The sequence below is a fragment of the Micromonospora sp. SD19 genome, assembly GCF_054462275.1.
Genome location: NZ_JBTLMN010000011.1, coordinates 1 through 12707, shown reverse-complemented (window position 1 = coordinate 12707; position 12707 = coordinate 1). Strand labels below are relative to the sequence as shown.

Sequence of the window (12707 nt, the reverse complement as noted above, 5' to 3'; positions counted from 1 at the left end):
TATGTCAATTGGGAGGCATGATGGGCCAGGGAGTGCGCGAGGAGCGGCGGGACCAGACCCGGCGGTCCCTGTTGCTGCAGAGTCGGCAGCTCTTCGCCACCCGTGGCTATCAGGCGGTCGGTCTCGCCGAGATCGTGAGCGCGGCCGGGGTTACCAAGGGTGCGCTCTACCACCACTTCGCGAGCAAGGTCGAGCTGTTCCAGGCGGTGCTGACCCAGGTGCAGCAGGAGGTGGGGGACCGGGTCGCCGCCATCGCCGATGCCCAACCGGACCCATGGTCCCGCCTCACCGCCGGCTGCCAGGCGTTCCTCACGGCCAGCGCCGATCCCGAATTCCAGCGGATCATGCTGATCGACGGGCCCGCCGTGCTCGGCTGGCACGAGTGGCGGGCCCTGGACGAGGCCGCCTCGGGTCGCCACCTGGCCGACGCGCTCGCCGACCTCATCGCGGCGGGCATGATTGCCCCGCAGCCGGTGGCGCCACTGTCCCACCTGCTCTCCGGCGCGATGAACGAGGCGGCGCTCTGGCTGGCCGGATCGACAGACCCGGCCGACCTGGCCGCCACCCAGGCGGCGCTGTCCCGATTGATCGACGCGCTGCGGGTCAGCTGAGCCGCAGCGGGCCCGCTCACCGCCACCCTGTGCCGGGGCGTGGCGCCGTGCGGCGTACCGGCTAGCCTCGACGGGTGGCAACCGCGCTGGTGATCGAGAACGACCCGACGGACGACGCGCGCCGGCTGGGTGAGTGGCTGACCGAGGCTGGGCTGGAGCTGTGGGTGGTTCGCCCGCACGCCGGCGACGAGCTCCCCGCCGACCTGGAGGGGTACGCGGCGCTGGTGGTGCTCGGCGGCGACCAACAGGCGTACCCGTTGCCGGACGGCTCGCCCGGCGCACAGTGGTTTCCCGCAGTGGAGGGCCTGCTGCGCAAGGCGGTCCGGTACCGGGTGCCGACCCTGGCGGTCTGCCTGGGCGCGCAGCTGCTCGCCACCGCGCACGCCGGCCTGGTGGAGCGCAGCCCGTCCGGGCCGGAGATCGGTCCCGGCGTGGTCGGCCGGCGCGACGCCGCCGAGAACGATCCGCTGTTCCGGTACGTGCCGTTGATCCCGGACGTGCTCCAGTGGCACTCCGACGAGATCACCGAGCTGCCCCGGGGTGCCACCCTGCTGGCCGCGTCCACCCGCTACCCGCATCAGGCGTTCCGCCTCGGTGACCGGGCGTGGGGGTTGCAGTTCCACATCGAGTGCGACGCCGCGATGATCGCCGACTGGGCCACCGACTCGACCCAACTCGCCGAGCTGGGCTACGACCCGGAGCTGGTGGTAGCGGCCTGCGCCTCGGTGCTGGCCGACATCGAGGAGGTCTGGCAACCGTTCGCCGCCCGGTTCGCCGCGCTGGCCCTCGGCGAGTTGGACGACAGCACGACGCGGCGCGGCCTGCCGCTGCTCGGGCACTGATGAGCCGGCCGACCAGGGCACCGGGCCGGCTCGCCCGGTACGGCTTCGGCACCGCCAAGGGCGACGGCGGCGCGCGCGCCGCGGACCTGCTCGGCCCGCAGGGGCTGCGGCTGTGGCAGCCGGCCGAGCAGGAGCCGGTCGACGAGGCCGCCGCGGAGTTGCTCGCCGCGCTGTCCCGGGCCGCCGACCCGGACCTGGCGCTGCGGCAGCTGCACCGCATCGTGGAAGCGGAGAGCCGCAGCGCCGACGGCACCGCCGGGAGCCGCGCCACCGATGGCGGTGTCGAGTCGCCGCTGCTCGCGGACCTGCACAACGACCCCGGGCTGCGGCGGCGGCTGGTGGCGGTGCTCGGCGCCTCGTCGGCGCTCGGCGACCACCTGGTGGCCCACCCCGAGCACTACCAGGCGCTGCGGACCGCCCCGGACGGGCTCGCCCCGATCGCCGAGGGGCGGCTGGAGCCGGCCGACGGCGGCCACCCGGTGGCGGCGTTGCGGACCGCGTACCGCCTGGCGTTGTTGCGAATCGCGGCGGCCGACCTCACCGGCGGCCGCGGCCTGGAGCAGACGATGGCCGCGCTCTCCGCGCTGGCCGACGCGACGCTGTCAGCGGCGTACGAGATCGCTGTCGCCGAGCTGGCCGACGGCACCGAGCGGCCCCGGCTGGCGGTCGTGGCGATGGGCAAGTGCGGCGGCGGCGAGCTGAACTACGTCTCCGACGTGGACGTCATCTTCGTCGCCGCCGAGGACGCCGACCTGTCCGCCGCGACCCAGGTGGCGACCCGGTTGATCTCCATCTGTGGGCTGGTCGCCTGGCCGGTCGACGCCGCGCTGCGCCCCGAGGGCAGCCGGGGCCCGCTGGTGCGGACCCTCGCCAGCCACCTGGCCTACTACCGGCGCTGGGCACGCACCTGGGAGTTCCAGGCGCTGCTGAAGGCCCGCCCGGCCGCCGGTGACCTGCCGCTGGCCCAGGAGTGGATCGACCAGCTCGCGCCGCTGGTCTGGCGGGCCGCCGAACGACCCGAGGCGGTCGAGGACGTCCGCGCCATGCGTCGCCGGATCATCGACAACATCCCGCCGAAGGAGCTGGAACGCGAGATCAAGCGCGGTCCCGGCGGGCTGCGTGACATCGAGTTCGCCGTCCAGTTGCTGCAACTCGTGCACGGTCGCGGCGACGAGACGCTCCGCGAGCCGGGCACCATCCCGGCGTTGCGCGCCCTGGTCGCCGGCGGCTACGTCGGTCGGGCCGACGGCGAGGCCCTGCTGCGCGGCTACCGTTTCCTGCGCAGCGTCGAGCACCGACTGCAACTCCAAGGGCTACGTCGTACGCACACAGTGCCCGCCGAACCGGGCGCGTTGCGCTGGCTCGCCGCCGCGCTGGGTTTCACGGCCGCGCCGGGGCGCAGCGCGGTCGAGAGCTTCCGGGCCGAGTGGGTCACCCACGCCACCGAGGTACGCCGACTGCACGCCAAACTGCTGTACCGGCCGCTGCTGGAGTCGGTGGCCCGGGTGCCGGCCGACGGGTTGCGACTCACCCCGGAGGCGGCCCGCAACCGCCTGGAGATCCTCGGCTTCGCCGACCCGGCCGGGGCGCTGCGTCACCTCCAGGCGCTCACCGGCGGGGTGAGCCGCACAGCCGCCATCCAGCGCACGTTGCTGCCGGTGCTGCTCAGCGAGTTCGCCGACGCGCCGGAGCCGGACCGGGGGCTGCTCAACTACCGCAAGGTCTCCGACAAGCTGGGCAGCACCCCCTGGTATCTGCGGCTGCTGCGCGACGGCGGCCCGGTGGCCCGCCGGCTGGCCCGGGTCCTCGCCCTGTCCCGGTACGTGGCCGACCTGCTGGCCCGTGATCCGGAGGCGCTGCGGCTGTTGGCCGAGGAGAACGAGCTGGCCCCGCGCCCGCCGGAGGTGCTGCGGGAGGGGTTCCTGGCGGCGGCGGCCCGGCACGCCGACCCGGTGGAGGCGACCAGCGCGGTGCGCGCGCTGCGCCGTCGGGAACTGGTCCGGGTGGCCTGCGCCGACGTGCTCTGCCGGGCGGGTTCGCTCGCACCCACACCCACCCGACCGGACGGCGCGAACCGGCCGGCTCCCGGCCTGTCCGACATCACCCAGGTCGGTACGGCGCTCGCGGACGTCACCGACGCCACCCTGGCCGCCGCGCTGCGGGCCGCCCAGGCCAGCCAACCCGCGCCGGAAGGGTTGCGGTTCGCGGTGATCGGCATGGGCCGGCTCGGCGGGTACGAGTCGAACTACCTCTCCGACGCCGACGTGCTCTTCGTCTACGACCCGCCCGCCGGGGTCGGCGAGAGCGCCGCCAGCGCCGCCGCGCACGCGATCGCCGAGGAACTTCGTCGACTGCTCGGCGTGCCCGCCCCCGACCCGCCGCTGGGGGTCGACGCCGACCTGCGCCCGGAGGGTCGGCAGGGTCCGCTGGTCCGCAGCCTCGCCGCGTACGCGGCGTACTACGCCCGCTGGTCGCGGGTGTGGGAGGCGCAGGCGCTGCTGCGCGCCCGGTTCGTCTGCGGCGACGCGGGCCTGGGCGCCGAGTTCGAGGCGATGATCGAGCCGGTGCGGTACCCGGCCGACGGGCTGACCCGCGAGCAGGTCGTCGAGATCCGGCGGATCAAGGCCCGGGTGGAGACCGAACGGCTGCCCCGGGGTGCCGACCCGGCCACCCACACCAAGCTGGGTCGCGGTGGGCTCGCCGACGTGGAGTGGGCGGTGCAACTCGTCCAGCTCCGGCACGCCGGCGCGAACCCGGCGCTGCGCGGCACGCGTACCCTCGACGTCCTCGCGGCGGCCGAGCGGGCCGGCCTGATCGACCCGGCCGACGCCGCGGAGATGGCCGCCGGTTGGACCCTGGCCGCCCAGGTCCGCAACGCGTTGATGCTGGTCCGGGGCCGGGCCGGCGACCAACTGCCCCGGCACGGGGTGGAGTTGGCCGGGGTGGCCCGGCTGCTCGGCCGCGACGACCCGGGGGAGTTCCTCGACGAGTACCTGCGCACCGGCCGTCGCTCCCGCGCCGCGGCCGAACGGGTCCTCGATGCCTGAGGTGTCGCCACGCCCGCTCGGGCGGCGCACCGGCTGGGTGGCGGCGACCGGGGTGGCGGTGCTGCTCGCCGTCGCGTTCCTGCTCGCGCCCCGGATGGGCACCGACCTCGCGGCGCAGGTGGCCCGCGCCGACTTCGCCGACCGGTACGGTGCGACGCCCCTCGACCTCGGCTGGTACGGCGGCGTCAACCAGTACGGCTACAGCCTGTTCACCGCCCGGTTGGGCGCGTTGGTCGGGGTGCGTCCACTGGGGGCGGTCGCCGCCGTGCTCGGCGCGTTCGCGCTGGCCTGGCTGTTCGCCCGCAACCGGGCCCGACGCCCGCTGTTGGCCGGCGTCCTCGGTGCCATGGTCCTGGTCGGCAACCTGGCGAGCGGGCGGGTCACCTTCGCCGTCGGGCTGACGTTCGGCCTGCTGGCGCTCTGCGCGGTCAGCATCGAACGCCCGCCGCGTCCGGTCCGATTGGCCCTCGCCGCCGCCTGCGCCGCGGTGGCGACGGCGGCGAGCCCGGTCGCCGGCCTGTTCACCGGGCTGGCCGGGGCCGCGCTGCTGCTGGCGGCAGTGCGGCGCGGCGACGGGCCGGGGCGGGCGCTGGCGGGTGGATGGCGGGCCGAGGCTCCACTGGCCGAGGGCCTCGTCCTGACCCTGGCGCCGATCGTCACCGTGGCGCCGATCGCGGTCCTGTTCGGCAACGGCGGCACCCAGCCGTACTCGGCCGAGTCGATGCGGATCAACGTCGCCCTCGCCGTGCTGGTGGCGGTCCTGCTGCCGCGCCGCCGCCGGGTGCTGCGCATCGGCGCGGTGCTCACCGTGCTGCTCCTGATCGGGGCGTACTACCTGCCCAGCCCGATCGGTTCCAACGCGCTGCGGCTGCCGATGCTCTTCGCGCTGCCCGTGCTGGCCGGGTACGCGGCGTTGCCGACGCCGTGGCTGGCCGGGCTGCTCGCCGCGACGGTGTGGTGGCAGTCGCCGGTGATGACGAGCGACGTCACCCGGGCCGGTGCCCCGGAGAGCGCCCCGGCGTTCCACCGCCCGCTCGTCGAGGAACTGCAACGTCTCCAGCCCGCCGGACGGGTCGAGGTGGTGCCGCTGCGCGACCACTGGGAGTCCGCGTACCTGCCACCGACAGTGCCGTTGGCCCGGGGCTGGGAACGCCAGGTCGACAGTGACCGCAACGCGCTGTTCTACGACGGCACCCTGAACGCGCAGACCTACCAGCGGTGGCTCCACGACGAGGCCGTGACGTACGTGGCGATCGCACCGGACGCCCCGGCCGACCGGTGGGGCCGCGACGAGGCCGCGTTGATCCGCGCCGGCCTGCCGTACCTGCGGGAGGTCTGGCGTGATCCGACCTGGCGGCTGTACGCGGTCGCCGACCCGACGCCGCTGGTCGGCGCACCCGGCCAGCTCGTCGCCGCCGACCGGGGCTCGGTGCGGCTGACCGCCGCGCCCGGCGACGTGCCGGTGCGGGTGCGCTGGTCACGCTGGCTGTCGCTGGACGGCCCGGACGGCTGCGTGCGACAGGGCGTGGACGGGTTCACCGAGGTACGGGTCCGCTCGGCCGGCGACTACACGATCTCCAGCAGCCTGGCCCCGGCCCAGCACTGCTGACGGTGCCTGCCGTCGCTGCCCGACCGGAGTGCTGGCAGCATGTCGGGCGTGCCTTCCCACCTCGCGCGCTGGACCGGCCTGGCCGGCTCGACGCTGATCGCGCTGTCCGCGTTCCTCGGGGGAGCGTTCCCCAGCGGCCCGCTGCGCAGCACCCCGGTCAGCATCTGGCAGGGCCCCAACGGCCCGCTGATTCTCGCCGCCTGGGCGGTCGGCACCGGCCTGCTGGCGTACGCCTGGTGGGCGCTGCGTGACGGCGTGCCGTCGACCCGTTGGGCGCTGGTCACCGTGGGCCTGTGGCTGCTGCCGCTGCTCGTCGCACCCCCCTTCGGCAGCCGGGACGTCTACGCGTACGCGTGCCAGGGCGCCAGCTTCGCCGCCGGCATCAGCCCGTACGAGCAGGGTGTGTCCGCACTGCCCTGCCCCTGGCTGGACACGGTTTCGGTCATCTGGCGGGACACCCCGGCGCCGTACGGGCCGCTGTTCGTGCTCATCGCGGGCGCGGTGGTCGAGGTCACCGGTTCGCTGACCGCCAGCATCGTGCTGTTCCGGGCCCTGTCGCTGGTCGGCGTGGCGCTGACCGCGTGGGCGCTGCCGGTGCTGGCCCGCCGAGCCGGGGTTCCGGCCGGCCGGGCGGTGTGGTTGGCGCTGGGCTGCCCGCTGGTCGCGACGCACCTGATCGGTGGCCCCCACAACGACGTGCTGATGCTCGCCGCGCTGGTCGGTGGGCTGGCCGTGGTGGCCGCCCACCCGGGCCGACGCGGGCTGCTGCTGGTCGGCGGGTTGCTCCTCGGTGTCGCCGTGGCGATCAAGGTCACCGCCGTGGTGGTGGTGCCGTTCGCCGCGCTGGCGGCCACCGCCGGGCCGTTCCGGATCCGGACGCTGATCCGCGACGGCGGCTGGGTGGTCGGCGGCGCGGTCGCCACAGTGGTCGGCGTGACAGTCGTCGGTGGGCTGGACTTCGGCTGGGTCGGCGGACTCTCCCAGGGCGGCGCCGCCATCGCCTGGACCTCCCCACCCACCGCCATCGGGCAGACCATCAACTATCTCGCGGTGCCGTTCGGCGCTCACATCGACGCGTTGCCGGCGACCCGCGCGATCGCCGTGGTGGTGCTGGCCGTCCTGCTCGTCTGGCTCTGGTGGCGTTCCCGCACCCGTGACCCGCTGTTCTACGCCGGCCTCGCGCTCGCCGTGACGGTCGCGCTCTCGCCGGTGGTGCACCCCTGGTACTGGACGTGGCCGTTGTTCGTGCTGGCCGCCACCGCCCGGCGGACCGGATGGTTCGTCGTGGTCGCCCTGGTCGCCTCGTTCCTGATCCTGCCGGACGGCACCGGGCTGCCCCGGTACACCAAGACGGTCGGGGCGCCGCTGATGACGCTGTTGGTGATCGTGGTGGTCGTCCGGTTGGTACGGTCGGCTCGGGCGGCCCGTCAGCCGGTCGCCGCCGACTGAGGGAAGGTGCGCCGGTGACCGCTCCCGGTGCCGCTCTGTCCCGGTACGCCGGTCTGCTCGGCGCCGTTCTGCTCGCCGTGGCCGCACACCTCGGCGGAGCGCTGCCCGACGCCCCGCTGGGCGTCACACCCGCGTCGATCTGGCGAGCCCCGGACGGCCCCGCCACGCTGACCTGCTGGCTGGTCGGCACCGTGCTGCTGGTCGGCGCGTGGTGGTCGCTGCGCGACGGTGCCCCGTCGACCCGATGGGCGTACGTCACCGCCGGGCTGTGGGCGCTGCCGCTGCTCGTCGCGCCACCGCTGGGCAGCCGGGACGTCTACTCGTACGCCTGTCAGGGCTGGACGTACGCGCACGGCGTCGACCCGTACGCGGTGGGGGTGGCGGCGGGCGGCTGCCCCTGGCTGGACACGGTCGCCCCGATCTGGCGCGACACCCCGGCACCGTACGGGCCGGTCTTCGTCCTGCTCGCCGCGCTCGCGGTGGGTGTCGGTGGCGGGTTGACCGGCACGGTCGTGACACTGCGGGTCATCGCCGTGGCGGGCGTTCTGCTGGCTGCGTACTGCCTGCCCGGTCTGGCCCGCGCCGCCGGGGTGCCGATCCGGCGGGCCGCCTGGCTTGCGCTGGCCGGGCCGTTGGTCGGGGTGCACCTGGTGGCCGGGGCGCACAACGACGCGGTGATGCTGGGTCTGCTGCTCAGCGGGCTGCTGATGGCGATCCGGCGACCGGGTAGGCCGGCGGCGCTGCTGCTGGCCGGGGCGCTGCTCGGCCTGGCGGTCACGGCGAAGGCCACCGCCGTGGTGGTGGTGCCGTTCGCCGTGTTGGCCGGGGTGCGCGGCCGGTACACCTGGCGGGCGCTGTTGCGCGACGGCGGCTGGCTGGCCGGAGGGCTCGTCGGCGCGGTGCTGGTCACCTCGGCGGCGTCCGGTCTCGGGTTCGGCTGGGTGGGCGGGCTGACGCACAGCGGCGACTCCGAGCAGTGGACGTCACCACCCACCGCCGTCGGCTTCGTCGTTGACTACGCCGGTGCGCTGGTCGGCCGGGACCCGCAGGCGGTGCCGGTGCTCCGCGCTGTCGCCCTGCTGCTGCTCGCCGGGGTGCTGGCAGTGCTGTGGTGGCGGGCCTGTCGGGCGCTGCGCGGTGCGGACGACGTCCCACGGGTGGCGCAGGTCGAGGGAAACGGCCCCGGGGTGGCGCTGCGCGGCGCGGCGCTGGCGCTGGTCGCCACCGTCGTGCTGTCCCCGGTCTTCCACCCCTGGTACGCGACCTGGCCCCTGGCGCTGCTCGCACTCACCGCCGGGCGGACGACATGGTTCGTGCTGCCGGCCTCGGCGGCGGCCTTCCTCACCCTGCCCGACGGCACCAATCTGGCCCGGTTCACCAAGGCTCCCGGCGCGGTGGCGATGACCGCCCTGCTCCTGACCGCGCTGGCAATCACCCTCCAGCGCCCCCGCGAAGATCGCGCTCGATCCCGGATGTAGTGGTGTCGGGCAGCGTCGGATGCCGCTACATCCAGGATCGAGCACGATCATGAGCGGTCAGGCCCGCGTTCCACAGGTGGGGCACTGTCGGCTCGGGGTCGGGGTGGTGGCAGGCCGGCGGGCGCGAACGAGGACTGTCAGGAGCAGTACGGCCGGACCGACGACCGCGACGGCGACCGCGCTCGCGGCCAGGTCCGTGAAGGTGACACCACCGTGTGCCGAGTTGAGGCTGTCAGCCAGGCCGGGCACCGTCAGGAAGCCGGCGGGGGTGAGCAGTGTGACGAGCGCCCAGCCGCCGCGGGTGTCCCCGCCCGCAGCCAAACCCGTCGCCAGCAGCGCCCCGACGACAAGCAGCAGTCCGCCGACGGAGGGCAGGAAGATCGTCATGGTGATGCCGTAGTAGCTGTCGACTGCGTCCAAGCCGACCAGCAACTCCGTCGCCACCAGCGTCAACAGTGCGGACAGCAGTGGCGTGAGCCGGATCGCCGTCGGAAGTCGGTCGGGCAGGGCGAGCCCGAGCAGGCCCAGGACCACCTGCGGCAGAAGCACGAACAGCGGTGGTCGGGGGGCGTCGAGCACAGCGGCCACCGGCGGCAGCGCCAGGGTGAGCAGGAGCGCGACGGTGATGGACAGCCGGGCGACCCGACTCGGCGCGACGGCCGTCACCACCGCCACCAGCAACCATGCCGCCCACGCGACGACACCGAGCGAGACGAAGGGGCCGACGTGCGGGACTCCCCACTCCGCGGGCGGCGGATGTTGCTCTGCCGCACCCCACACACCAGCGAGAGCGCTAGCGGTGACGAGCGACAGCAGCGCCGCGAGGCGTACCCCGGGAATCAGACCGGTGACGCCCACGGCCCGCAGCCGCTGGCGGAGGCCGCCGCGCACCAGGTCCGCGGCGTCCGCCGGTGTGGGCCAGCGTTGGTCACTGGCGGCCAGGTCGAGGTAGGTGCCGACGATTTCGGCGCCGCGGGCGCGCCGGTACTCGGCGGGGTACGCGCGCAACAGCCGGAGGTAACGCCGTTCCAGGTCGTTCATGCCAGCCCTCCGACCGTACGCGGGGTGACGGGGCGGGCGGCGCGAGCCCGCTTGGAGAGTTGGGTGGTTGCGGCTTCGACGTTGCGGCGCAGCCGCTCGGTCTCGGCGCTCAACGTGGTCTCGCCGCCGGGGGAGAGGCGGTAGTAGCGACGCAGCCGACCGTCCACCACCTCCTCCCGGTCGACCTCGACGAGGCCGGCGTCGACGAGCCGGTCGAGGGCCCCGTAGAGCGTCCCGGGGCGGAGCGACACGCGGTTGTCGGAGAGGGCGGCGACCTCGTGGATCAGTCCGTAGCCGTGCATCGGCTCGGCGGCGAGCGCGGTGAGGATCAGGAAGGTGGGTTCGCGTAGCGGTGTGTCCACCGCCGCAATATATCGGACGCGAAGGCATAGCGGGGGGGTCGAAACGGGCCGGGCCGGCCCCGCTGACGCGGAGCCGGCCCGGCCGGTGGTGCGGTGACTGCTCAGCAGTCGTAGTACATGGCGAACTCGTGCGGGGTCGGGCGCAGGCGCACCGGGTCGACCTCGTTGGCGCGCTTCCAGTCGACCCAGGTGGAGATCAGGTCGGGGGTGAAGACGCCACCGTCGAGCAGGTAGTCGTGGTCGGCCTCCAGCGAGTCGAGCACTGCCGGCAGCGAGCCCGGCACCTGCTTGACGTCGCCCCACTCCTCCGGCGGGAGGTCGTAGAGGTCCTTGTCGATCGGCGTCGGCGGCTCGATCTTGCTCTTGATGCCGTCGAGGCCGGCCATCATCATGGCCGAGAAGGCCAGGTAGACGTTGGCCGACGGGTCCGGAACGCGGAACTCGACGCGCTTGGCCTTCGGGTTGCTGCCGGTCACCGGGATGCGGGTGCAGGCGGACCGGTTGCGCTGCGAGTAGACCAGGTTGACCGGCGCCTCGAAGCCCGGCACCAGGCGACGGTACGAGTTGACCGTCGGGTTGGTGAAGGCCAGCAGCGACGGCGCGTGGTGCAGCAGACCGCCGATGTACCAGCGGGCCATGTCGGACAGACCCGCGTAGCCGGTCTCGTCGTAGAACAGCGGCTCACCGTTGAGCCAGAGGCTCTGGTGGGTGTGCATGCCGGAGCCGTTGTCACCGAAGAGCGGCTTGGGCATGAACGTCGCGGTCTTGCCGTTGGCCCACGCCTCGTTCTTCACGATGTACTTGAAGAGCTGGAGCTGGTCGGCGGCGTGCAGCAGCGTCGAGAACTTGTAGTTGATCTCGGACTGACCGGCGGTGCCCACTTCGTGGTGCGAACGCTCCACGGTGAAACCGGTGTCGACCAGCCGGCGCACGATCGAGTCCCGCAGGTCGGCGTAGTGGTCGACCGGCGGCACCGGGAAGTAGCCGCCCTTGTACGCGGTCTTGTAGCCGCGGTTGCCGCCCGGCTCCTCGCGGCCGGTGTTCCACGCGCCCTCGACCGAGTCGATGTAGTAGAACGACTGGTGCGCCGAGGTCTCGTGGCGGATCGAGTCGAAGATGTAGAACTCCGCCTCCGCGCCGAAGTACGCGGTGTCGGCGATGCCGCTCGCCGCCAGGTACGCCTCGGCCTTCTTCGCGACGTTGCGCGGGTCGCGGCTGTAGGCCTCGCGGGTGAACGGGTCGTGAATGAAGAAGTTGAGCGCGAGCGTCTTCTGCGCGCGGAACGGGTCGATGAACGCGGTGGCGACATCCGGGAGCAGGAGCATGTCCGACTCGTGGATCGCCTGGAAACCGCGGATCGACGAACCGTCGAACGCGAGGCCGTCGGTGAAGAGGTCGTCGTTGACGGACTCGACCGGCAGGTTGAAGTGCTGCATCACGCCGGGCAGGTCACAGAAACGAACGTCGACGAACTTCACGTCCTCGTTCTTGAGGTATCGCAGCAGTTCCTCGGGGTTGGCGAACACACATCCTCCTGGCACGTCCACGGGGTGGCTAGGCTTCTGGCGACGCTAGGGCCGGGGGGTTGCCCGGCCGTGTCTCCGTTGTTTCTGCCGTGTTACGTCCCTCGCGGAGGGTCAGCGACGCCCGTGTCCACGCCTGCGGCCCGCCAGGAACGCCGTACCGACTGTGCCAGTGTAGTGACATCTGATGCCTTTGGCCGGAATCGGCACACAGTGGCGGCGGCACCCGGCAGACCCTCATACCGGCGCGGATACCCTTGAGCGCTGTGACCAATCCGCACCTCCCGGCAGCGCCGGCCACCGACCCCACCTTCACCGCGCCGAGCCTCGGCCGGCGGTTCGGGGCGCTGATCATCGACTGGGTGCTCTGCCTGCTGGCGTCCAACCTCTTCGCCGACCCGGTACGCGACGGCTGGGCCCCGGTGCTGGTACTGGTCCTGGTGTACGGCATCTTCCTCGGCCTGTTCGCCCAGACGCCAGGTATGTACATCACCAAGATCCGCTGCGTGAACTGGCACGACGGCGGCCGGATCGGCGTGCTCCGGGGGCTGATCCGGGGCCTGCTGCTGGCCCTGGTCGTCCCCGCGCTGATCATGGACGAGCACCGCCGGGGCCTGCACGACCGCCTCGCCGACTCGGTCATCGTCGACGCTCCCCGCGGCTGACCCGCGACGAGGTGACGGCGATGGGCTCGCCCACCACCCTGCAGGGTGGATACACCTGGAACTTCGTCATGCCGCTGCTG

At 73.5% G+C, this 12707-nt stretch carries 10 protein-coding genes; 7 read left to right on the top strand and 3 right to left on the bottom strand.

Annotated features, from left to right (window positions below; genetic code table 11):
• The first annotated feature begins 20 nt into the window (after positions 1 to 20).
• From ACX27O_RS27700 to mptB (ACX27O_RS27675), 6 genes are all read left to right on the top strand, one after another.
• Positions 21 to 611 (top strand): TetR/AcrR family transcriptional regulator, encoded by a 591-nt coding sequence (locus ACX27O_RS27700; RefSeq protein ID WP_030330102.1) that lies wholly within the window; start codon positions 21 to 23, stop codon positions 609 to 611.
• A gap of 74 nt (positions 612 to 685) precedes the next feature.
• Positions 686 to 1453, top strand: coding sequence for a type 1 glutamine amidotransferase (locus tag ACX27O_RS27695; protein ID WP_030330100.1), 768 nt, complete (start codon positions 686 to 688; stop codon positions 1451 to 1453).
• Complete coding sequence (locus ACX27O_RS27690; protein ID WP_458940334.1) at positions 1453 to 4500, top strand: bifunctional [glutamine synthetase] adenylyltransferase/[glutamine synthetase]-adenylyl-L-tyrosine phosphorylase; 3048 nt, start codon at positions 1453 to 1455, stop codon at positions 4498 to 4500. Before ACX27O_RS27695 ends, ACX27O_RS27690 begins: the two co-directional genes overlap by 1 nt.
• Entirely contained in the window at positions 4493 to 6109 is a 1617-nt protein-coding gene (locus ACX27O_RS27685) for a hypothetical protein (protein WP_458940332.1), read from the top strand. The genes ACX27O_RS27690 and ACX27O_RS27685 overlap by 8 nt, the downstream gene beginning before the upstream one ends.
• Positions 6110 to 6157: 48 nt before the next feature.
• Positions 6158 to 7558: a polyprenol phosphomannose-dependent alpha 1,6 mannosyltransferase MptB gene (gene mptB, locus ACX27O_RS27680; RefSeq protein WP_458940330.1), complete on the top strand. Its 1401-nt coding sequence runs from the start codon at positions 6158 to 6160 to the stop codon at positions 7556 to 7558.
• Between the two features lie 14 nt (positions 7559 to 7572).
• A complete protein-coding gene (mptB, locus tag ACX27O_RS27675) occupies positions 7573 to 9036 on the top strand; it encodes a polyprenol phosphomannose-dependent alpha 1,6 mannosyltransferase MptB (protein ID WP_458940328.1) in 1464 nt (487 codons plus the stop codon).
• A 57-nt stretch (positions 9037 to 9093) separates the two neighbouring features.
• Here the strand turns inward: mptB (ACX27O_RS27675) and ACX27O_RS27670 are convergent, their stop codons facing one another.
• From ACX27O_RS27670 to glnA, 3 genes are all read right to left on the bottom strand, one after another.
• Positions 9094 to 10077: a hypothetical protein gene (locus tag ACX27O_RS27670; RefSeq protein ID WP_458940326.1), complete on the bottom strand. Its 984-nt coding sequence runs from the start codon at positions 10075 to 10077 to the stop codon at positions 9094 to 9096.
• A complete protein-coding gene (locus ACX27O_RS27665; protein WP_030330089.1) occupies positions 10074 to 10439 on the bottom strand; it encodes a PadR family transcriptional regulator in 366 nt (121 codons plus the stop codon). The genes ACX27O_RS27670 and ACX27O_RS27665 overlap by 4 nt, the downstream gene beginning before the upstream one ends.
• Before the next feature lie 101 nt (positions 10440 to 10540).
• Positions 10541 to 11965 (bottom strand): type I glutamate--ammonia ligase, encoded by a 1425-nt coding sequence (gene glnA / locus ACX27O_RS27660; RefSeq protein ID WP_030330087.1) that lies wholly within the window; start codon positions 11963 to 11965, stop codon positions 10541 to 10543.
• A 263-nt stretch (positions 11966 to 12228) separates the two neighbouring features.
• On the opposite strand from glnA, the gene ACX27O_RS27655 reads away from it, so the two are divergent.
• Positions 12229 to 12627, top strand: coding sequence for an RDD family protein (locus tag ACX27O_RS27655; protein ID WP_030330085.1), 399 nt, complete (start codon positions 12229 to 12231; stop codon positions 12625 to 12627).
• Positions 12628 to 12707 lie beyond the last annotated feature (80 nt).